The sequence below is a fragment of the Limnobacter sp. UBA7229 genome, assembly GCF_002473065.1.
Lineage (GTDB): Bacteria > Pseudomonadota > Gammaproteobacteria > Burkholderiales > Burkholderiaceae_B > Limnobacter > Limnobacter profundi.
The window spans coordinates 26,993-50,839 of the sequence record NZ_DKTN01000002.1; the positions used below are offsets into that span (position 1 = coordinate 26,993).

Annotated in this window: 13 protein-coding genes; all 13 read right to left on the minus strand. The window is 51.6% G+C overall.

From position 1 onward, the window contains the following. Positions 1-2: 2 nt before the first annotated feature. Positions 3-1,442, minus strand: a complete 1,440-nt coding sequence (locus B4C79_RS00330) for a coniferyl aldehyde dehydrogenase (RefSeq protein ID WP_291762182.1) — start codon at positions 1,440-1,442, stop codon at positions 3-5. A 138-nt stretch (positions 1,443-1,580) separates the two neighbouring features. Beyond that, positions 1,581-3,920, minus strand: a complete 2,340-nt coding sequence (locus B4C79_RS00335) for an efflux RND transporter permease subunit (RefSeq protein WP_171100661.1) — start codon at positions 3,918-3,920, stop codon at positions 1,581-1,583. A 30-nt stretch (positions 3,921-3,950) separates the two neighbouring features. Then, positions 3,951-5,123, minus strand: coding sequence for a WD40/YVTN/BNR-like repeat-containing protein (locus B4C79_RS00340; RefSeq protein WP_171100663.1), 1,173 nt, complete (start codon positions 5,121-5,123; stop codon positions 3,951-3,953). Between the two features lie 70 nt (positions 5,124-5,193). Next, complete coding sequence (locus B4C79_RS00345; RefSeq protein ID WP_171100665.1) at positions 5,194-6,561, minus strand: DUF1329 domain-containing protein; 1,368 nt, start codon at positions 6,559-6,561, stop codon at positions 5,194-5,196. A gap of 27 nt (positions 6,562-6,588) precedes the next feature. Next, on the minus strand, positions 6,589-8,403 hold the full coding sequence (locus B4C79_RS00350) for a DUF1302 domain-containing protein (RefSeq protein ID WP_291740446.1): 1,815 nt from the start codon (positions 8,401-8,403) through the stop codon (positions 6,589-6,591). Positions 8,404-8,779: 376 nt separating this feature from the next. Next, positions 8,780-9,439, minus strand: a complete 660-nt coding sequence (locus B4C79_RS00355) for a TetR/AcrR family transcriptional regulator (RefSeq protein WP_171100669.1) — start codon at positions 9,437-9,439, stop codon at positions 8,780-8,782. Between the two features lie 57 nt (positions 9,440-9,496). Beyond that, a complete protein-coding gene (locus B4C79_RS00360; protein ID WP_291740443.1) occupies positions 9,497-11,641 on the minus strand; it encodes a CocE/NonD family hydrolase in 2,145 nt (714 codons plus the stop codon). 150 nt (positions 11,642-11,791) lie between these two features. Further along, positions 11,792-12,952: an NAD-dependent epimerase/dehydratase family protein gene (locus B4C79_RS00365; RefSeq protein ID WP_291740442.1), complete on the minus strand. Its 1,161-nt coding sequence runs from the start codon at positions 12,950-12,952 to the stop codon at positions 11,792-11,794. A 67-nt stretch (positions 12,953-13,019) separates the two neighbouring features. Then, positions 13,020-13,568, minus strand: a complete 549-nt coding sequence (gene cysC / locus B4C79_RS00370) for an adenylyl-sulfate kinase (RefSeq protein ID WP_291740440.1) — start codon at positions 13,566-13,568, stop codon at positions 13,020-13,022. A 4-nt stretch (positions 13,569-13,572) separates the two neighbouring features. Then, positions 13,573-14,658 (minus strand): TIGR03032 family protein, encoded by a 1,086-nt coding sequence (locus B4C79_RS00375; protein ID WP_348676543.1) that lies wholly within the window; start codon positions 14,656-14,658, stop codon positions 13,573-13,575. Between the two features lie 79 nt (positions 14,659-14,737). After that, on the minus strand, positions 14,738-22,420 hold the full coding sequence (locus B4C79_RS00380) for a tail fiber domain-containing protein (protein WP_291751191.1): 7,683 nt from the start codon (positions 22,418-22,420) through the stop codon (positions 14,738-14,740). 8 nt (positions 22,421-22,428) lie between these two features. Then, positions 22,429-22,965, minus strand: coding sequence for a hypothetical protein (locus B4C79_RS00385; RefSeq protein ID WP_291742143.1), 537 nt, complete (start codon positions 22,963-22,965; stop codon positions 22,429-22,431). A gap of 142 nt (positions 22,966-23,107) precedes the next feature. Beyond that, positions 23,108-23,800, minus strand: coding sequence for a type II secretion system protein (locus tag B4C79_RS00390; RefSeq protein WP_171100682.1), 693 nt, complete (start codon positions 23,798-23,800; stop codon positions 23,108-23,110). Positions 23,801-23,847: the final 47 nt, after the last annotated feature.

A 23,847-nucleotide genomic window follows, 5' to 3' on the forward strand; every position in this document is an offset into this window, starting at 1 on the left:
CCTTAGACGATTTTTTTCAATACTGTAACAACTTTTTCGAACACTTTGCCATAGGGAGCGCGCAGCAGGGGCGCCGCATTGAATCTGGATTGCTCCAGAACAGGTTTAAGCTGAGACATTGCATTGAAACCCACCAAGCCGTGATACGCACCCATGCCGCTGGCACCCACCCCACCAAAGGGCATGTGGTCGTTCAGCACATGCCACATGGCATCGTTCACAGTAACACCACCAGACACGGTTTGACTCAATACCAGTTCCTTTTCAGCCTGTTTGCTGGCAAACAAATAAAGCGCAATCGCTCTTTCTTTGGATTGCACCTGAGCCACAGCCTCCTCGAGTGTCCGATACGCCAGAATTGGCAGAATGGAGCCAAATACTTCTTCCTGCATCACGCGCATATCCGCACTTGGATTGATGACGAGGGTTAAAGGAAACTTTTTGGCTGCTGGCTCGAACACCTCGTGAGCCGGATTAATCTCGATGATTTCTGCCCCCTTTTTTCGGGCATCTTCGACCAGGTCGCGCAAACGTTCCATGTGCCTGGAATTAATAACGCATGACACATCGGGGTTGTTTCGAATGGTAGGGTACTGCTTGTGGGAAGCCCGCTTCACCTCAGAAATAAAACGCCTGAGCTGACTTTCATGCACCATGGCGTAATCGGGTGCAACACACACCTGCCCGGCATTGATCATTTTGCCGTGCGCAGCACATGCAGCGGCCTGCGCCACATTGCCGCTGGGCGCAACAATCAAGGGGGACTTCCCCCCCATTTCCAGGGTCACCGGGGTCAGGTTCTCGGCTGCCGCCTTGGCCACCAGACGCCCTACCCTTTGCGAACCTGTGAACAACAAATGGTCAAAAGGCAGGCGAGAAAAAGCCTCTGCAACAGTTTCATCACCCTCGATCACGGCCACATGTTCTTCGCCAAAATTGCCTTCCAGCAAACGGGCCATCAACGCGGAAGTTCTTGGGCTGTACTCGCTGGGTTTGAGCATGCAGCAATTGCCCGCGGCCAGCGCTGAGGCCAGGCCCGCAAAGCTGAGATACACCGGAAAATTCCAGGGAGTAATAATGCCAATCACGCCCAGGGGCTGGGGTTTGATGTAAGAAACCGACGGGCGAAGCTGCAAGGGCGTGGGCACTTTGCGCACCTTCATCCACAAACCCAGGTGCTTTCGGCTGTGCCGGACAGCAGACAGGCTGCTGACGATATCGAGCATGGTGGATTCATGGCGGGAACGATGGCCGAAATCTTCAGACATTGCATCGAGCAACTCCTCTTCATTGCGAAGAATGATTTCTTCAAGCAAATCCAGGTTGCTGATTCGTTCTTGTTTGGTGGGGTGGGGATTGGCCCGGTAGGATCGCTGTTGGCAATCGAACACATCCTGCAATCGTCCACTGACCAGTTGTAGGTTATCGACTCGATCCAACAATCCATTCTCCGTATCACTGAGATTTGATTGTGAGGGCGCTTACAGTTGTACACAACCCCCTCAAATGAACTGTGTGGAAAAGAAAAAACGGGCCGATAAAGCCCGTTTTTTCAATAACTTACAGCTTTCTTACAAAAATCAGGCTTTCTCGCCCCGGCGATCGAGGAAGTAGGCCAATGCCGGCAGGAATACCACTGCGCCCACCATGTTCCACAAGAACATGAAAGTAAGCAGCAAGCCCATGTCGGCCTGGAACTTGATGGGCGAGAATGCCCAGGTGGCCACACCGATACCCAGAGTAAGACCTGTGAATACAACAGCCTTGCCCGTGGATTTCAGGGTTTCAAAATAGGCATCGGCAAACGGCATGCCCTCTTTCAAATACTCCTCAAGCTTGCCGTAGATATAAATGCCGTAATCCACACCGATACCCACACCCAGCGCAATCACTGGCAAGGTAGCTACTTTTACGCCAATGCCCAGTGCAACCATCAGTGCTGAACACAGCAAGGAGGTGAGTGCCAGGGGCGCGATGATACAAATAACAGTGCGCACCGAGCGGAAGGCCAGCCAAACCAGAATGGCCACTACACCATAAACCCAAATCAGCATCTCGGTTTGAGCACGTTCCACCACTTCATTGGTGGCTGCTTCAATACCGGCGTTGCCCGCTGCCAGTTTAAACACAGCATCACCCGTGTCGTTTTTGGCAATGAAGTCTTCGGCTGCTGCGACCACGCGCTTTAGCGTGTCAGCCTTGTGATCTTCAAGGAAAACAATGATTGGCATGAAAGAACAGTCGGAACTGAACAAACCGTCGGACAGGTTCATGCCACTGATGGTGCCGTTCAACACGAACTGGTTGCGGTTCAAAGCATTCCATTTCAAGTCGCCCTCGCTATAGGCGCTGATGACAAACTTGGAACGATCGGCCAATGAAATACTGCTTTGTACCCCGGGTACCTGCTCAATCGTCCACTGGAACAAATCCACAGCCGCCAGCGTGTTGTACTTGATACAACCGTCCATCTCGGTTTCAACCATGACCACAAACACATCGGTACTGGTGGAGTAGTTGTCGGTGACGTAGGCGTTGTCCAAGTTGTAGCGCGAATCGGCACGCAGCTCGGGGGCGCCTTTGTCAAGGTCACCAATTTGTACATTGGCATTGCCCCACAGGCCCACGGCCAACAAGGCCAGGGCAACTGCCAATGCACCTTTTGCCATTTTGGCTTGCGCAAAACCAGCCAGAAAGTGCCACAACTTGTTGCTGCCAGACTCGTCTTGCTGAAGCTTGGCAACCGCTTTCTCGTCGACACCTGTGTAGCTCATAATCAGCGGCAACAACACCAGGTTGGTAAGAATGATGACGGCCACACCCACCGAGGCTGCAATTGCCAAATCGCGAATCACAGGAATGTCGATCACCATCAGGGTCGCGAAACCGAAACCATCGGATACCAGCGCAGTTAAACCGGCAATGTACAAACCACGGAAAGCCAAACGGGCTGAGTCTAACCTGTTGTGCCCTTCACCCTGCTTGTGAGCGATGGCGCCCACAATTTGAACACCATGGCTTACACCGATCGCGAAAACGAGAAAAGGCACCAACATGGAATACGGGTCAAGCCCCATGCCCATGGCATTGAGCAAGCCCAACTGCCAGATAACAGCAGTGATTGAACAGGCCAGTGTGGCCAATGTGCTTTTTACACTGCGGGAATAGAAAAACAACATGACCAAAGTGATGAGCACCGCGATGCCAAAAAACATCACCACCTGGGTTGCACCCTCGATGAGGTCACCTACAATTTTCGCAAAACCAGTGACCCGGATTTCAATTTTGTCGGAATTAAACTCATTGCGAAGTTCGGCTTCAATGCGCTCGGAGAACTCTTTGTAGTCCAGACGATTGCCGGTCTCAGGATTAATTTCCAGCAGCGGCAGGTAAACAATCGTACTTTTGAAATCGTTGCCCACCAAGCGACCGATTTGCCCGGAAAGCTCAACGTTCTGACGGACCTGGGCAATGCTTTCTGCATCACCGTTGTAAGTGGCAGGGATCACCTGCCCGCCTTCCAGACCTTCCTCAGTCACCGAGGTCCAGCGGGTATTCGCTGTCCACAACGACGCCATTTCCGGGCGATTGACACCAGGAATGTAAAAGGCTTTGTCGGTCACCTGCTTCAGGGTTTCAAGGTACTCGGCATCAAAAATATCGCCTTCCTTGGTTTGTACCGTGACGCGCACCACGTTGCCAAGGCTGGTCAAGTCGGCCCTGTTTTCAAGAAAGTTGACCACATACTCGTGGTTGGTCGGAATCATTTTTTCAAAGCTGGCAGCTACTTTCAGCTGCGTGGCCTGCCAGGCCAGCACGATTGTTGCGATCAGCATCAGCAACATGACCAAGGGTCGTTTACTGAAAATCAATCGCTCGGCCAAAGGGGCTTTGGTTTTTGTTGAGTCTGGAGAAGTCATTGTTGTGTTGCGTCCGTGTGTTGGGTCCGTTTATTTGAATTCAGACAGGGGCAAGGTTTTGAAACCACGCAGACCCGCCAACAGAATTTCTTGGTCGTTCAGTTGCACCACGCTGGCGGAGGGCAACTTGTCGGCTCGACGAGTGACTTGAATGGAGCGGAAGTCGTCTGTGCTGCGCGCTAAAATACCGCGCGATCCCACTACCACCATCGAGCCATCAGCCAACACAGTAGCGCCACTGAAAGTCTCTCTCAATTTGGTGTCCACTTCTTCCCACTGATCGCTACCGAATGGCAAGCGGAATGCGTGACCACGCAGGCCGACAGCGACTACAGTGCGAGTATCGGGCGCTTCCAGCAATGCAAACACTGAACCATCGTAATCAATTTTTTTGCTGGTCCAGGTTTCGCCTTCATCGGCGCTCACCAACACAGTGCCTTGCTCGCCAGCCACCCAGATTTCGCCAGTTTTGGAAAGCAACATGGTGTTCAGATGGTAATTGTTGGGGTTGCTGGTTCGGTCGCCCAAGTAGGTCCAGCTTGCGCCTTGATCTGTACTTTTCAGCAATTGGCCGTAAGCACCTGCCACAAATACATTGCCGTTTCCATTCACAATTACATCCAGCAGCGGCTTGGATGGGCCAACCTCAAAATCGCCTTGTGCCAGATCAAGGGTAAACATGGCTTCTTCAGCGGCCACCTCAAGCGCCTCGCGCACATCGGCGGGTGCGTTTTCGGGCAGATTATCCACTTGTTCTTGCAGCGCATCTGCTTTGGCTTGAACAATGTCGAGCACAAACTGGTTAATGGTTCCACCGTCGATCAACTTGACCCAGTTCACGCCACCATCTTCAGTTTTCAGCACCACACCATCATGACCCACCGCGTAGCCCACCGCATCGTTGGCAAAGGCCACCGAGGTCAAAGTGACTGAAACAGGCACTTTGCCCGCAGTCCAGGTTTGTCCGTTGTCTTCGCTTTTCAGAACCTGACCAAACTCGCCCGCTGCAAACAGGTTTTTGCCGACACGCTCTACATCAATCAGCAATGAGCGGGTTGCATTTGCGCTAGGAATTGCAGGAATTTGAAGCAGATCAACCTTGGCAGTAGACAGACTGCCATAGGTAATTAAACCCGCGCACAGCAAGGCGCCCATTAGCAGCGTAGAAGCCGCTTTGTTGGAAAAACGATTCCGGAGAAACATTGAAGATCCTTTGAAATTAAAAAAGGCTACAAAGGGACCATGCCCCCTTGTAGCCTGAACTTACCCGCGATTACTGAACGCCGAGTCGACGCAGGCCGGCCGGTGTATAGTTGGCGCGGTCTGGCGTGAAGTCGAATACGAACGGCTGTTCTGCTTCATTGGTCAAACCAATGGTCAGGTAACGGCCAGACTGCAAGTCGTACAAGGCTTCAGCAGCGTAGAAAGGAACCATTTCGTTGTAATACTGAATGTTGTGGGCTTCAGCAACGCGCCACAATGCACCTTTGCCATCGTAGTGGTCGATGATGGAGGCTTGCCAGTTGTCTTCGTTCACGAAGAATACGCGCTTGGCGTAAATATGGCGTGCATCGTTCTTCAAGGTTGCTTCCACTTCCCATACACGGTGCAACTCGTAGCGCAGGTTCTCCGGGTTCATGTGCAGAGGTTGGTGAATTTCCTTGTAAGTCAGCTTGTTGTTGGCCAAACGGTAGGCGTTGTACGGAATGTACATTTCCTTCTTGCCCTTCAACTTCCACTCGTAACGGTCTGGTGCGCCGTTGTACAAGTCGTAGTTGTCGGTTGTACGCAGGCCGTCAGCCGCTGTTCCCGGTGAGTCGTAGGCCACTTGGGGTGCACGGCGTACGCGGCGTTGACCAGCGTTGTACTGCCATGCACGGCGCCCTTCCTTTACCTGGTCCAGTGTGTCGTGCACCAGCAGTACGTTGCCGGAAACAGAAACCGGGCTCTTCAGGATTTGATAGAAGTAGAAGTTGATGTTTTCATCTTCACCGGCCTTGTAGAAATTGGGCAGGTTGCGAGGGAATACCAGGGTGTCTTCAATGCGGTTGATAATGAAGGTGCCATCGCGCTCCACTGGTACCTGAACGAAATCGCGCTTGGCTGCACCGCCACGATAACGGGTCAAGTGATTCCAAATAACCTCAACACCATTTTGTGGAATTGGGAAAGGAATGGCCTGCTCAAAACCAACCACGGAGTTACCGTCGTTTTCAGTTTTTGCGTTGGTTGCGTTTTTCTTGGCGGCGTCCAACACTTTCTTGGGGTAAGCCGTGGTGCGGTGTGTTTTATACACATTCATTTTGAATGTGGGGTACTTTTTCAGCATTTCCAGCTGACCTGGTGACAGGTTGGCTTTGTACTGCTCTGCGTTTGCACCAGTGATGGTGAACAATGGCTTTTCATTGGCGAATGGATCCACCAAGTGTTGCCCTGGCTTGTAGCCTGCTGGTGCCTTGGTCAGGCCGCCGGTGTAGGCAGGAATGGTACCAGCGGCATTGCCCGCTTTTTCAGCACCAAATTCAGTCAGGGTTGTGCCCAGCTTTGCCGCTTCTTGCGCGCTGACAGCCGCTTGCGCGGTGCCAACGGCAAACAAGCTTGCCAGAGCCAGTGCTGTGAGTTTTGTTTGAAACTTCAACATAAAAATTCCTCCAGTGTGTCTCTGTTCTTAGAATGAGTAAGATGCGCTCAAAGAGATGAAATCGCGGTCGCGAAGTACATCGTAATCAGCTGCATTGGTGAACGTGGTGTAGTTGATTGATGCACGGGTGTTGGCATCAAATTCAAAACCCAATCCCAAACCAACCGACTGCCGGCCTTCGTTGAAGGCCTGACCGGGCTCAGGTGACCAGCCATCGACATCGTGTGACCATGCGATGCTTGGAATCAAATCTACGCCCATGAATACATCACGGTAAGTGGCTTGGGTGCGCATGCGATAACCCCAAGAGAACTCCGTGACGAAGCCGTTGAAGTCGCCTGTTTGTGTGGCCGAACCAAATACAGGCTGACGACCATAACGGATACCGCCGTTCCTAACATCGGGCAAACCGTCTACAAACACCGCAGCGACTTCACCGACGAACACAACCTGACTTGAACCCAAAGCACGGTCAAATGTCTTGATGAAGGTGTTCTGAATTTGCGTGACGTCGAAACGATCAAAACCATTGACGATCGAATTCAATGGAGCATTGGCTACGCGCTGGTTTAGCGCTGTTGGCACGGTTGCTCCACCTAAGGCGCCTGCCAATGCATTGGAGTTACCGTTAGTCAAACCGGCACGCAACAAATCCGTCGCATTGATCTGAATCGGCAGGTCTTGCACCAGTGATGCCTCACCGGACCATGCCCAACCGCCAACGTTAGTCGCAAAACTAACACCAAATACTTTTTGATCTTCTGGGTAATCGATCACATAGGCTGAGTCAGACAAGGGGCCAAAAGTACTGTTGGGGTTGCTGCCTTTACTCAAGCTCGCCAAGGGCAGGCGTGTGTGATATTGCATTGCATACACACCGAGTTCAGCATCCAGCGACTCAAAGTAACTTCTCAAGGCCAAACCAAACTGACCACCATCGTCAGGTTGACGATCCAAAGTCCGATTGATAAAGAAACCAGCTGGGAAGTTCGCTGAATCTGTCAAAGCAGGCTGGAAGGCCAGACGATCACAACCGTCGGCAGCAAAGTCTGCCCCAGAAAAGTATGTACCACATCCCTCGGGAACCGTTTTGCGCCATTTCAACTGAACGAAGCCTTCCAGACTGGTAGTGTCAGTCAAACCAAGGTTCGCATACAACATTTCAGCTGGCGTGAAACCTTCCTTCAGTTCAGCGCCGGGGCGGCGGAATGCTGATACGTCAACTGTATTCAAGCCAGCGATCGGACTCAAAATAAAAGTGCTTTCACCCCAGCTAACAACTTGTTTACCCAAACGAAGATCTAGTGGCATGCCACCTACATTGGTGTTGATATAACCAAATGCGTCCAACAAATCAATGCCATCAAAACGCGCGTACGGGTGGAATCCGCTGTCCTCCAGTTTTTGGTTTCTGGCATTACCTGTTGGCTCATGACCATGAAATACTTCGTCGTTGTTCAAAGTGTGGTCATAAAACCATTTGACGCGAGTAAAGAAGCCGTAATTGTCCTTCTTCAATTCAAAGTCGTGAACGCCTTTAATAATGGTTGAGAATGGATCGCCTTTCTCGAAGTTCAAATTGCCGTCATCGCCCGTATTGGATGCGCCAGTTCCGCGCAATCCTTCAGCATTAGTATTACCCGGGGAATACAGAGTGCGGTCTGCGCCCTGGATACGAAAGCTGGTACCCACGCTTACGGTGGAATTTACGCTAAGGTCGAAATCGCCAACTTGAAAATTGGCAGCCTGTACAGGCATTACAGCCGCGGCTAATACACCTGCCGCGATCATGTTGCGCACGGCAACGTGTGTTCTTGTTTTAGTAAAAGAATGTTTATTCATGTAGCCCCCAAATAATTATCGAGTCAGCAGGCGCAATGCACCTGCAATCGCCGAACAACCCCAGAACCGAGGATGTCGGAAAATCAACTGAAAAATCGAATAGTTGTTCCGGCCTGCAACAGGCGCGAACCAACCTTATGGGGAACTTCGAGAACCTTGAGAAAAATAAGACATGTCACCTCCAGTAATTGCACCTTGATTGATGCTTTTTGCTAATTTTTTGCTTAGTGTAAAGCAGCTTCCCAAAAAATAAAACCGTAATTACAGTTTTAGTAATTTAGAGCGCCTTATCTAAAAATGTACCACCGGAGTAACATGAAATGTTGCGCGAATTGTCAATACTCGCAATTTAGTAGTAATTTCACTACAAGGCTTGTCAGGACTTGATTCCGAGATATCGGCTTACCACATTCTGAATTCGTGTTTCAAATTCTTGGGTGCGAAATTTGATGGGGCCCGCATCGCGCAAGCGGGCATTGTGCAAGGCACCGTAAACCATCTGAATGGCAAAAGCCAAGGCCCGCAACGGGTCTGGGTGAACGGTGCTGTCGATGTGTTGCAACAGGGGCTTTGAAACCGTGGTGATAAAACCAAAACCCACATCCCTCATGGGCGTGGATTCGATAAAGCCTTTGGATTCCCGAATGAAAGCTTCGGTCAAGATTGAGCTGTATTCGCCCTGAAAAATACCTACAAGAAAACTGACTACTTCGTCGCAAATCAATTTGCCTTCCACGCCAACCCAGTTGCGGTCGTCAAACTGGCTGGCGGCGCTCATCAGCAACTCTTGGCAGCTTTCGGCGATCAAGGCGTCAAAGTAGCTTTCTTTGTCTTCAAACCGGCTGTAGAACGAACCCACGGTGCAACCCGCTTCAGTGCAAATGTCCTTGATTGAAATTTCCTCAAGCACGCGGGTGTGTAAAAGCTTGCGCCCGGCTTTCAGCAGGTCGTGCCGCTTTTGAAGGCTGCGCGCCTGCATGGCTGGGCGTACACCTTGGGTATTTTCTATAGCTTCAGCTTTGGCTTGGTTTTTCACTGGAAATAAGAGCGCCCACGTGGAGTGGGCGCTGCAAGTAATCGATTAACAGCCGGATTATGGCATTAAATTTTGCAATGTGGGTAAATTCAAAGTGCCACGCAGCGCCACCAAAGGGGTGACCAGGTCGCGAGAGGCGGTTACCAAATATTGCGGGTGATAGCCGTAAACCAGCAGGCCCAGTGTTTCGCCTTCAGCCAACCGTTCAGCCACGCCAGCCAATTCCACATGGCGCTTGCCGAAACCGCGAATGGGCGTCACCTGATCATCGATCAAGCGCCATGCTCCATTTCGATTCACGCCCAACCCGACGAACAACATGGGGTCGCAGCCTGGCTCAAGCCCAGCCAACCCAATGGGCGACATGGCTGTTGCTGAATAGATTTGACTGCACAGCGGATTCATCAACATGTCAACCGGTGCCGCGATTTCAAAGGTCGCAGTTGGAATACCTGCCACCACATTAACACCAGCGGGCAAGTCGATGGGCATGACCGCGGGTGCAAACGGATAACGCAAAATACCAGTGACCGCACTGGTGAGCACATTCAATGGATCCGCCCCTGGCGTGAAATCGATTGCCACTGGCTGGGTATTGCTGTTGGTCGGCTGGCCCTTGGCTTGTGGACCCAGGTTGCTGAAGAATGTGTTTTCGTTCACCCACACTGCGGCGTTTTCACTGGCTGTGCCTTGGCCCACATCGTCATTCAGGCTTAGGCAAACTTTGCCTTTGTTCGCAGCCAAGGTTGTGAAAGCATTGGACTCGCTGGCATTTTTAATTGCAGCTGCCTCTTGGGGCGTAAACAACTTTTCAACCAGAAATGCAAATTGGGCCTCGGGAATGCTAAGGGCACCACAAGCAAAAGGGCCACCTGGCTTCTGGAACTCAATTTCATTGAGACCATTTTGTGCGCCCTGCTCAGTTAGGTCAGCCAAACCGGGGACCATCGAAGGCGACAGAGGCAGAATGTGACCACTTTGGTGGGTCAGCAAACGTACATCCGCTTTTTTGCCTTTGTCATCCTCAAGCGCGCGGTAGCAGCTGAAATTGTGGAATGCGTCGTTAAAGTTGAACAAAGTGTCCCGAAAGCCTTGCGTGAACAAGATATCGACTGGATCAGGTGTTTTCTGGGCCAGGCCAGGCGTGACTTCGCTTTGAAGGAAAGTTTGTGCACCAGCTGCTTCAGAGTCGCACCAATAACTTGGACTGTGGTAACGGAAAAACTCCAGCGCACCTTCCGGAAAACGATTGGCGGTGGCGCCGCGCAACAGGGTTTCGCGGATTAAGTTGTCTTGCCCGCTGGTTTGCAAAGCCATGGGGTCGCCTGCTTGCAGCTTTGGGCTCAAAGAACCCAATTCGCCGCCGGCCACCAACAGCAAGGCCCATCCCGACTTCACGGTGCCGATGGGCTTGACATTGCCCCCAGCGGGCTCAAAATTTTCGATGCCATACGCGCCGCCAGGGTTCAAGCTGTAGCGCAGGTCATTCCATGCAATGTCGGGGGTAAGCGCATCCAGGCGTTTCAGTGGATCAATGTTGTGAATCAGCAATTGATAGCCACCACCGTAACTGCCACCCGTGGCACCAGCCACCATGTTGAATTCACGATTGCCCGCGGGTTTGGGCGAACTGGCGTAACGCAGCCAGTCCAGATTGGCCTCGGCCCAGTCGAGAATTTGAAGCAAATCCTGACCTTCAAAATCTGGATCAAGAACACGAACTGAACCGCCGCTTTCACCAAAGCCGCGCTGGTCAATACTGATTACTCCCGCACCGGCCTCGATCAGGTCACCCATAATTCCCCGCGGGCTGCTGGCGCGTGAACCGCCGTAGCCATGGCCTTCCAGCACCAATGGGTTGCCACGTTCGCAGTTGAACTCGGCAGGCTCAAACACGGTGAATGCAATGTTGTGGCCGCTGGCCGACTGCAAGTTGACGCTGTATATTCCACCACCTTCGCGGGGCTCTTCACTGCTGGCGCTGCAAGCGGGGGCCGTGAAATCACGGGGGGCTCCCTCGAAATCTGGGTTATTGGCATTCACCAACACCACCACGGCTTGCTCAACTTCTTCGTTGGGGTTCGTGGGGTTGTTGGGGCCTGCAACCCCCGCCGGGGTGTCGTCGCTGCCACAGGCTGCAAGGCCCAAGGTGGCGCCCAAAAGGGCGACAAGCAACAGTTTGCTGAAGGGTACTACGGTCATGAGTGTCTCCTGCCATCTCCGCCCCGTGTAACTTGGGCATTGTGGATTTGTGTTTGTATCCACTTGTTACCGGGAGATGACAGGATTTAGATGCACCCGAAGTGTCGCTAAGCCGACACTAGGTCGACACTAAGCAGCCCTACACCCGATTTATACCTGGTGGTACATGCGATACCAGGTGGCAAATTCGGCAATGCCTTGCGCCAGGGGGGTGACCGGCCGGAATTGTGTGGCCAATTGCAACGCACTGACATCGGCACAGCTTTGGCTTTTCTCCAGAATTGGCCCCGTGATGTATTCCTTGATCGCGGTTTTGTCCAAAGCATGTTCAAGTGCTGCGATCAATTCTTCAATCGACACCGGCAAGCTGTTGCCCACATTTAAAATTCGCCAGGGCGCATTGCTCGTGGCCTGATCTGGGGCTTCAACCAGCCACACCGGGTTCGGCTCGGCCGGGGTGTCGCTGGCGCGCAATACCGCTTCAACCAAATCGGAAATGTAGGTGTAATCGCGGGTGTTGCGGCCGTCGTTGTAAATTTGAATGGGCTTGCCTTCCAGAATACGTTTGGTGAAAGCAAACAACACAGAATCAGGTCTGCCCCAAGGACCGTACACCGAGAAAAACCTTAGGCCAGTGGTGGGCAAATTAAACAGGTGACTGTAGGAATGGGCCATTAATTCGCAGGCACGTTGAGTGGCTGCATCCAGGCGCTGAGGGTGATTGGCGCTGTCGCGCTCGCTCATGGGTTTCTGAAAACCCGCGCCGTACACGGCATGGCTGCTGGCGTAGGTTAGGTGGTGAATCTTGAAATGCCGGCACGCTTCCAGCAACGACACAAAACTGTTGATGTTGTTTTGCACACATTCGGCGGGCTTGTCTTGCGACAAAAATTTATCGGTTTGACCTGCCAGGTGAATGACCCGCTGAACCTTGTAAGTTTCCAGGCATTCATGCAGTTGTGTGCTGTCGCAAAGGTCGGCGCGCACTGTGTGATACTTAGAACCTGTGGCTTTGGCAATTTCATCAAGCATGGTCAAGCGCTCGCGCTTGAGCCGAGTGTCGTAATGGCTGTTCAGTGAATCAAAACCGATAACCTTGTCGCCGCGTTCCAGCAATGCCTTGGCCGTGTGAAAACCGATGAAGCCAGCATGGCCGGTCACCAGCACGGTTTGTTTTTGGCGGGCCTGTTTGACCAAGCCTGGATCAACCGCCTCAAGCTCGGCCAATTCCTCAGTTTGCAGTTCCTCTGTTTTGGGTGCTGCATTTTTGAGCTGATCCGGGGCCGGGGAGGCCTCCATTTTGATTCCCATATTGGTTCTGCGTGTGGGTTGGAGGAACCTAACCTTACCCGAAACCAATTGATTGTCAATCGGCTTGTTAATTCACTGAGCGCCTTTTCAATGCGGGTTCCAACATGGCGAGAAGTCTCTCAAGGCAGTCCGAAACACTGAGTGCTTGAGTTTGCAGCACCAAGTGCGGACTCCCTGGTACCTCGTACGCAGCGCTGATTCCGGTGAACTGCGTAATGTCGCCGCCGCGCGCCTTGCGATACAGGCCCTTGGGATCGCGTTGTTCGCACACCTCCAGAGGCGTGTTCAAATACACCTCAAAAAACTGATCTTCATTGAACAAGGAACGTGCCTTGTTGCGGCTTTCCGCCTGCGGCGAAATAAGCGATACAATTACCACTAAACCAGCGTCAACCATCAATTTACTCACCTGCGCTGTGCGCTGTACATTGGTGGCACGGTCTTCTGGCGAGAAACCTAGATCGTTGTTCAAACCAAGACGCAAGCTGTCGCCATCCAGCACGGCAGTGTGAATACCCTTGCGACGCAAAGCATCGTCAAGCGCGAATGCGAGCGTGGTTTTCCCCGCACCGCTCAAGCCGGTGAACCACACCACGCATGCGGCATGCCGCTTCATCAATTCATGCTGGCACGGGGAGCTCATTTTGCGCACAGGTGATCAGTTGCGGGTGTTGGGCTTCATCCAGGTTCATGATCACCCCATTTTGACAATCTGGGATGACAACGGTATCAAAAAACTCGCGTGCAGCACCTTCAAAAGTAACCGCTTGAATAACCTGGCCTGTTTTCAAATTAACGGCGATCAGTTGGCAACGGTCTGGCATTCGCAGCGCTTTCAAGCGATCATGCAAGGGGAAGTTGGGTATGTAGCCATCGTGCCTCGGTTTGCTGATACCAAAAATTGCATAATCGCCAACAAAGCTTAAACCCCGACCATACCCACCCACGAATGCAATGCAATCGTAGCGTCCGCTTGCCAGGTCAATACGCCCTATTTCGCCAGCACCGCTGTTTAAAACATACAACTCGCCGTTGTACAAACGTGGGCTGTGTGGCTGAACCAACCCGGTGCACACGGCCTCTTGATCGCTTGTTGACCAAACCTGCCCACTGTTGAATGGCAAGTTGCGCCAACCTTGTGGCTCGGCGGTTGCAGCAAACATGCTGACGTATTTCAATTCACCTTGGTCCATACAAAGACCATTGAGGTGGCAACAATCCTCGGGGGTTAATTGGGTGATGAACTTGGGTTGCCACACGGGCTTGAAGCTGTGTACCGGGCTAAGCGATGCAACACAACCGTAGCGCGCTGCGACAAACAGCGGCTGCCCATGTTGATCAAAATCCAGTTCATGGGTATCCAGGTCGCCCGTGAAATGAATACTGCGCGGGCTGTAGCTACGCTGGTAAACCGGACTGGACACTTGTGGGTGAGCCAGTAAATCGTAATACAGGCGAATGTCTGTTTTACAAGCCACCGCCAGGTGGTTGCCATGAATGGCCATGCCCATGCACAGGGGAAACTTGACCACGTGAAAATTCAAACTGCCAGAGTTTTGCGCACTCAACACATGCAAGTCGCCCATGCTGCGTGTGCCCAACAAAACTGTGAAACCAAGCTGTTGCTGCAACGCTACCCACTCGGGATCACAATGCACTTGCGTATGCGCTAAAGGGTTTGTTGGCTGAAGAAGCTGGTTTTGCACTGTCGCACCTTCGTTTGAAGAATGATAGGAACAGAACCAGATTATTCGAGCCTGAAGGTTTCGCCTTCACCCTTCGCGGTTACCCCATTTTGATCCAGCTGGCTTTGATCGATTTGCCCGCCGCGATCACCTTCACCTGATTGCCTTCGGCATACAGTTCAATGCCCTCACTGGCGACTGATACTACTTTGGCTTGCCCGGCATTCACGATCACGGTTGCAGTGGCATAGCTGCCATCGAGTGCACTGGTGCTGACGGTGTAGTGACCATCCGATTTGGCAGCAAACAGCACGGCGGGTAAACCCACCCCGGCATAAACCTGAGCCGACCCTGTATTCACTTGTTCGGCCTGCACCGTATTGGCTACAGCTGAATTGGCCTTTAAGTTATTCACTTCCAGGTCTGCAATTCGCGCCATTTCAGCTTCAAGCCGTTGCGAATAAACTGAATTTGCACGCAACTGCTGCGCTGTGAAATTGCTGACCTTCAACTCAACTGCATTCACGGTCAGCAGCGAACCGTCTGCCGACTCGCTGAAGTTTTTTGCCCAGCGTGAATTGATGTTGTTGATCAAATCTGAATTGTTTTTCACTTGTCCATCCAGCGTGAACAAGGCGTCATCCAGCCGCTCAATTGCGACTGAATTGGTTTGAATGGCCACAGCATTCTCGGCAATTTTCTGAATGTTCAAATCAATTGCAGTTTGCATGCCGTCCATGCGTTTGCTGGCATCGGTTCTCCAGCTTTCAAGCGATGTAATGCGAGTGTCGTGTTGATTGATTTGCTCATCGAGCACTGTGATTCGCTGGCCTTGATCTGCGACCGTTTTGTCGAGTACTTTGACCTGCTTGCTTAACTGGCCAACACCCATGGCTGCCATGGCACCCAAGGCGCTGTAGTCCACCGACATCATGCCGTCAGCGCGAGTGGCCACCGCCTCAGGAAACAGGCTCTGAATTTCTTGCGCAATAACACCAATGCGACGCCCCAGGTTGGGATTGGCCAGGTATTCGTAACTGTAAGTTTGCAGTTGTTCAAGCCGGCCTAAAACAGAACCCGAATCTTGCGCCTGAATATTGGTTTTAAGCCTGCGATCGGAACTGACGTTGAAGGCTGTGGCTTGCATGTAACCACTTGCGATGACATCGCCATTGCCTGCTACGCGGAATACAGGATTGAAGGAATCATCTGAGTTCAAACGACCCACTTGAAATTCATCTGTGGTTCCGGTTCCAAAAGTATTCGCATTGTCACCTATTCCAATTCGCAACAGCGATTGATCAGATGCTGTGTTGGTTCGATAAATCGCAACGGTATCCGTTCCCTCTTGATTACCACCAAAACGCAGCAGTTGGTTCGAAGACACTTGAGCACCGCCTGTTGCGTACAACATAGACGAAAAATTGGACACGCCCGCGACATGGAAAATGGTGTTGGAAATGGAGTCGTTGCGAGAGGTTGTACCGATGACGACCTGATCATTGACTGAGGAAACCACACCGTCTTTACCGACACCCAAGGCACCCAGCACCAGCGTATTTGAAGTGGTAACACGTGCGAAGGCACCAATTGCGGATGCATAGTTCAAGTTATTTAGCAAAACATCAGTCGAAGTTCCTACACCCATGTTGTAACTGCCCGTTGCATTGCCAAACAGGGCGTTTTTACCCAAGGCCAAATTTGCATTGCCAGTTGTGTTGGAGTACAGGGAATTAAAACCCACACTAGTATTGTCAAAGCCGGTTGTGCTGCCAAACATGGAGAAAGTACCCAAAGCCGTGTTGTTCAAGCCCGTGGTGTTGTTTTGCAAAGCGTTGCGACCCAAAGCTGAGTTGTTGTAACCGGTGGTGTTGAAAATAAGGCTGTTGTAACCCAAAGCACTGTTGTTGTAACCGGTGCTGTTGGTGAGCAGGGCATTTCGGCCTACTGCAATGTTGTAATAACCCGTGGTGTTGTTGTACAAGGCACCACGACCCATTGCTGCATTGGAATGGCCTGTAGTGTTCTCGAACAAGGCATTGTCACCCACAGCAGTATTTTCATTGCCCGTGGTGTTTTTCAACATTGCGTTAACACCGATCGCCACGTTGCTAGAACCTGTGGTGTTTGCTTGCAAAGTATTAAAGCCCATTGCAACATTTCGCTCGCCCAAGGTGTTGCTCAACATCGCGTTGACGCCCACAGCACTATTGAGATCACCGCCAGTGTTGGCGAGAAGGGCATTCACACCAAACGCACTATTCTGAAAACCATCTGTGTTGTTCAGCAACGCATTTGCACCCACTGCGGTATTGCGATACCCCGTGGTGTTGCTGCGTTGCGAGTTGTAGCCAATCGCTATGTTTTGATGACCAGTGGTGTTGTTGTACAAGGCATCTGGACCTACGGCCACATTCTGATAACCCAGGGAGTTTGTGTACAAGGCATTGTCACCCATAGCCACGTTTTGATAACCGGTGGTATTTGAAAACAAGGAATTTGTACCCAGCGCATTGTTTTTTTCGCCGCTGCTGTTGCTGAAAAGTGCGTTTACCCCAATCGCATTGTTGCGGTTGCCGGTGGTGTTGGAATTCAGTGTGTTGACACCCACACCTGTGTTGTCAAAGCCTGTGGTGGTGTTCACCATGGCGTACACACCAATGGCCGTGTTGGCATAGCCTGTTGTGTTGCGGTTTAAAGTATAGGTGCCTACCGCGGTATTGTTTGAACCAGTGCTGTTCAGGGTGAGGGCATTAAAACCTACACCCGTGTTGAAAATACCTTCGGTATTTATTGCACTGGGCGACAAACTGGTCAGTACTCCCTCGCCGATTGCGATGTTGCCTGCACGGGGATCTGCATCCAGCGCGTTGACACCCAGGGCCAAACTGCTTTGCGGGTAGGCAGCGCCCACCGTGCTTGCAAATGTAAGTGCAGTATCAATATTTGCCTTATTCACTGGTGCGATTTGTTCACCGTTTACATACAGGCTTTGAACATCTACACGACCTGTAAACACTGCGGATTGATCAGGTTTTAGCGTAAGCACAGTGTTGTAGGTTTGGTCGCCTACTCCGCCAGAACCACCTTGACCAACACGGAATACCAAACCGTCCTCTGCACCACCTGCATCAATTGAAGTTTTCCGCCCACGGGTATAAATGCGAAGATGATCCCAGCCTGCATCATCTACGGAAGACATCACTCGCAGATCTCTCAACTGCGTGTGATTGGCAGCATTGTCTGTGTTAAGTAATACATTGCCCGATGCACGCAACCCGCCAGTCACTTGAAGTTTGTTGCCGCTACCATCATCGCCAGTGGCACCCATTACGATGTTATCGACGGTGCGGCCCAGCACGACTGTGTTGCTTGTAGTGATCAGGGCTTCAGCACCAATCGCCGTGGCATGGCCCAGCTGTGTGGCGGTACCCGGCATGGCATAAGCACCCAAAAACGTGTTCAAACTGCCAGTGGTATTGGCGTTGCTTGTATTGTCAACAAAATCGGCATAACCTGCGTAGCGACCCAGGGCGGTGTTGTATTGCCCGGTGGTGTTGCCACGCAACGCATCTGAACCCACAGCGGTGTTGCGATCGCCCCCCGTGTTGTTACCCAAGGCATAATTACCCAGAGCAACGTTTAATATTCCAGTGGTATTGGCCTGTAAGCTACGCACACCAAGACTAGTGTTTCCAAAACCCGTGGTGTTGCTCACCATCGCAGCCTGACCTAATGCAGTGTTCGAATAACCAGTGGTGTTAAGTTGCAACGCGGCATCCCCCATCGCCGTGTTGAAAGCACCTGTGGTGCTATCTCTCAACGCAGTACGACCAACCGCTACGTTATATTCACCGGTGGAGTTGTATAACATAGCGTCGGTGCCAAGTGCCACGTTGTAAGCGCCGCTCGTATTATTGCGAAGCGCGTTGATACCAAGAGCGACGTTGGCACCGTTACCACTTTGCGCACCAGCCAGGGCATTAACACCCACGATGGTGTTCATGAAGACGACACCGTCTGCGGTACCTACATCAATGCGTGAGGCGCCCACAGCGCCTGAAAATGTTGCGCTGGGTGCAGTTAAGGTGCCTCCGATTTCAAAATTACCCGTGGCACCAATGTCGCCGGTTACTTGCAATTTTTTATCCAACAACACCCCTGAGGTGGCTGTACCTGTGGCACCTATGACGATGTTATCGATGGTGCGGCCGAGCACAATTGTATTACTCGTGGTGATCAGCGCATCGGATCCCAAGGCTGTAGCGTAATTCAACTGTGTAGCCACTCCCGGCACGGCATTCGCGCCAAGGAAGGTGTTGTTGCTACCCGAGATATTTGCATTTGTTGTGGCGAATGCAGAATTTGCATAACCGGCATCGTCACCCAAAGCCACATTTCGAGAACCTGTTGTGTTGCCGCGCAAACTGCTTTGGCCAATGGCAACGTTTCTAAAGCCAGTCGTGTTACTACGCAATGAATCATCACCCAAGGCTGCGTTTTTCTCACCTGTGGTATTGAAGTAGAGCGAGGAATCCCCAACCGCAGTGTTGCTGATACCTGTGGTATTACTCAACAAACTCAAAGTACCAATCGCAGTATTGTCACGACCAGTACTGTTTGAGAATAGCGCCTGAGCGCCGATGGCAGTATTTTGGTAGCCCGTAGTGTTGTAGTACAAAGCTGCCTGACCCACCACCGTATTCATGTAACCCGTGGTATTGCTGTACATGGCGGCCTGGCCAATCGCAGTGTTCTCCTCTCCCGAGGTGTTGCTGAACATGGCAATTTGACCCAAAGCCGTGTTGTTATCGCCAGTAGTCATGCTAAAAGCGACACCATCACCCACTGCTGTATTGTTGCTACCCGTCGTATTCCCGTGCAAAGCACCGAAGCCCAAGCCTGTATTTTTGCTGCCAACCGTATTGTTGAAAAGTGCAATATTTCCAACCGCAACGTTCTTGAAGCCTGATGTATTTTGATTCAACGCATTAATACCAATGGCTGTATTGGCCCCGCCACCAGAGGCAACTCCGGCCATCGCACCAACGCCGATGATTACATTGGGTTCAACTACACCTCCTGAAGAATCACTCAACAACAAGCGAGTTGCGGAAACTGTACCGCTTGCAATGACATCGCCATTGCCTGCAACACGAAATACTGGTGTGTAAGTGAGTTGATCCCCTTCCAATCGACCAATCTGAAACTCATCAGCCTGCGGATGCCCGAATGTGTTTGGATTATCCCCGATGACCACACGCATTAAAGTTTGATCATCTGCGAGATTGGATCGATAGATAAACTGTGAATCTGAGTTCTCGAAGTCTCCACCAAAACGCAGCTTTTGGTCGGTTGGAACCAAAACGCCACCTTGAAAATTGACAGCCCCGGTGAATATGGCATTGGATGCAGTTAATGTTCCGCTGATTTCTAAATTACCAGCCACTCCAGTGTCACCGGTTACTTGAAGTTTTTTACCGAGCAACATACCACTGGTGGCTGTGCCGGTCGCACCAATTACGGTGTCATCGTTTGTACGACCAAGCACAATTGTATTCGAGGTGCTGACCGACGAATTATTACCAATAGCTATGGCATAGTTGAGATCGTCTGAAATAGTGATTTCATGCCCAATCGCAATATTATTAGTACTGGTTACAGTACCATTCGCAGCATAGTCGCCAATCAGAATGTTTCTGCTGCCAGTTGTAACGGTGTTTCCAGCACGATGACCAATTGCGATATTGGTTTCACCGCTAGTTAATGACGGCATTGAATAATGCCCAAGTGCTGTATTCGAACTGCCTGTACGCAACTCAGAGAATGTGTTGTTACCCACAGCGACGTTGTATAACCCTTCTGAGCGATAAAGAGAGCTTGTGCCGATCGCAACGCTTTCTCCACCTGTGGACGCAGACATTGACAATGCGCCAATCGAAGTGACATAGGCTCCAGTACTTGCGCTTGAGGCAGCATAAGTGCCGATTGCTGTGTTGTAGAAGCCTGTTGTATTACTGTTTAATGCGAAACCACCCACGGATGTGTTGTAGTGACCTGTGGTGTTGTAGTACATCGCACCGCGACCCAACGCTACATTTCGATAACCTGTCGTATTGTTACGAAGTGAAGAGACACCCAGCGACGTATTGCTGCTACCTGTCGTGTTCATTCGCATGGCGTCGTAACCAATGGCTGTGTTTGACCTGCCTGTAGTATTCGACAACATCGACTGCGAACCCATCGCGGTGTTGTAATAGCCTGTGGTATTGGCATACAGGCTTTTATAACCCACGGCAGTATTTTCGTCGCCATAGTCGTTGCTGTACAAAGCTTGATATCCAACACCCGTATTCCAGGTTCCGGATTCGCTGCCATACCCAAGTGTGGCCATTCTCCCCAATACATCCATACCGATGGCCACATTGCCCGCACTTTTCAGACCTGCCAATGCACCTGTTCCCAGCCCAAGATTGGGTTCGGCATAGAAGGTGGAGCCTGTATCGCTTGCATACTGAAAGGCCAATGTGGCAGGCACCCCCGCTTGGCTAATCGAAGCAACATCAATATTTCCATTGAACATTGCACCTGCAAATGTGGGCGTGCTGGTGGTGGCAATGTCTTGCGGCAAACTGAGCACTACATCGCCATTCATGGCACTTGCAATCACTTGGTTGTTGGTGCCGGTAACGCTGAGTACACCTGTGTTGGAAATGGTGATACTGCCAGCACCGTTGAGAACACCAATTCCATCGCCTGCGCTGATTGCGCCCAAAGCGAAACCCGCGCCGGTACCAATCAGCAAACTGCCCTGCGCAGCGGCACTTGAATCAACGCCTGTACCACCAAATGCTGCGCCCAACACACCACTGTTCACATTGCTTGCATTCAGGTCGGTTAAAGCTGCGCCATTGCCAATAAAACTGTTGGCAGTCACGCTGCTGGTGAATGTGGCAGCGCTTCCAGACAATGCACCCGTGATGGTTGCACTTGCAGCTTGAAAATCAGCCACAGTGACTTTACCAGTGGTGTAAGCAATTGCACCTGCACCGTTGGCTGCGGAGTCGTCATTGAATTTGCTGGCATCCACAGGCTGCCAGGCACCACCCACGTAGCTGTACAATTTGTTGGTTTCCAGCACCAGGCGAATGTCACCTTCCTCACCGGGCATCGCGGTTAATTCAGAATAGGTACCCACAGCACTTTTAAACTGTTTGGACGATGTTTGCGAAGGTGCAGTCACCTGCACATAATCGTCGCCCAAGCCCCTGCGATTGGCGAGAATATAGGCGCAACTCGTTTCCATACTGCCGTTCAACCCAGGCGACACCACGGCATACACCAACGGATTTGCCACACCCTGCCCGGCCAGAAAACTGCTGTTGGATGTGGAAGCGCTGTTGTCCCACGCACAGTAACCCAAAGGCCTGCCAGCACCATCTCGCTGAGGCAGATTAACCGATGACGGAACGGAACCCATGTCCACCGGGTAGCCGCTCACCACACCTCCCATTTCATTGGCCCTTAATACACCATTGAACTCGGCCACATAACCTTGCATGCCCTGGCTTACCTGAGCCACAGTGTTTTTCAGGGTGAACTGGCGAATAAGCTGCGTAGCAGTAAAAGCAGCCGCAGAATCGCCTGAACGGCCCACCGCAGGCGAAATGACAGCAGCACCCAAACCGAGAGCCACCAGGTAAGGCAAGGCATGTTGTACGGCCAAAACAATGGGTTTCGGTTTGAAATTGATCGGGCTAACTGTGGGCTTGTTCTTTTTCATGTGAACCTCTAGTTCAAAACCGCAAACACAATTTCATCGCCATTGGCGATGATTGAACCGTCGTACTGACGAAGCAAACGTTCTCGGGTCGCTGCTGCGCCACCGCTTAATCGCGGTATTAACCGAAGCCGTATGCCGCCAGCCTCGGTGTGTTCATACACCCACTCCTCGAAATCGGGTGGGCTGACTGGCAATGGAATTCCATCTGGCATTAAGGCGAGAGACAAAGGCCCATTCGGCGTGGGGCAGGCCACAGCTGAAATAACCGCAACATTGCCTGTTGTGGCCGGAGCCGGGTAGGCGTGGCGTGTATCGAACTGAGCATGATCACCATCGGGATACACTGCTGCGCACAACATGATTTTTCCCTTGATGACTTCAAGTTGTACAGCAACCTCATTGACTGTGTCTTGAACCGATTGCCCTTGTTGGGCATTGGTATTCAAACGTGCATAGGCAGCGCCCACAATTGCCAGCAAACCAATGCCGTACAAAATGTAGGAAGCGATGAATCCGCTTTGTTGCTGAAAGAATTTCCTGTTCACAATTTTTTAACCTCGGTTTCTCGCACGGATTTCGGTGCATACCGGGTTAACGGGTGAATGCATACAAGCCCACATCCCTTGCTTTGGTGAAACACGGCGAAAAAAAAGCCCGCTATTGCGGGCTTGGTGAAGGTGCAGTGGTTTAATTTTCCTGAATCACCTTGAAATACACATACTTGGTGTCGCTGGTTGCGATACAACCTTCGGGCCAACCTGCGGGATCTGGCGCAGTACTAATTGCAGAAATGCCGGCATCGGTGCTGCCTGTTGTCCAAACAGACAAAGCGGTACCCGCGACTGGAATAGAAGAGGTCCCATACAACAAGGTATTGACTCGTCCGCACACGTCTGCCCTCAAGCCTGGCAAGATCACCATTGGATCTTCACTTGACGTTGCCAACCCTTTGCCTGGAGTCACTTTGTTGATGTACCAGTGCCCCGCCGACAATGCAGAAGGTGACTTGATTGTCGTGTCCTCACCATTGGCAAAAGCTGTGGTGGGCATGATTTGTGGGGAAGCATATCGCGCGGTGGGATCGAACAGCCCCTGGTTGGCGGTGTTCGAAAAATCAAGTGTCGATTGAACAGCCGACGAGCCAAAATCACTCGAGTACCTGGCCACACCGTCGCGCAAATCACTGGCCTGTTTCAAAATTACAGACGCATTTACTTTCGCTTGCTCCACATCGGTTTGTGAAGTTGGGCTTCGGTTGGCCAGTGCAAAACCACCCAGCACTGCTGTCATCAAGGCAATGCCGAACAGCAAAGCCGCCTGGATAAAACCCGCCTGTTTTTGCTTTCGCAAAAAGGCTGCGGGATTGGAAATAGACTTCATGACGTTCTCCTTAATTACCTATGTTGCTCAAGCCTTGTTGACTTCAC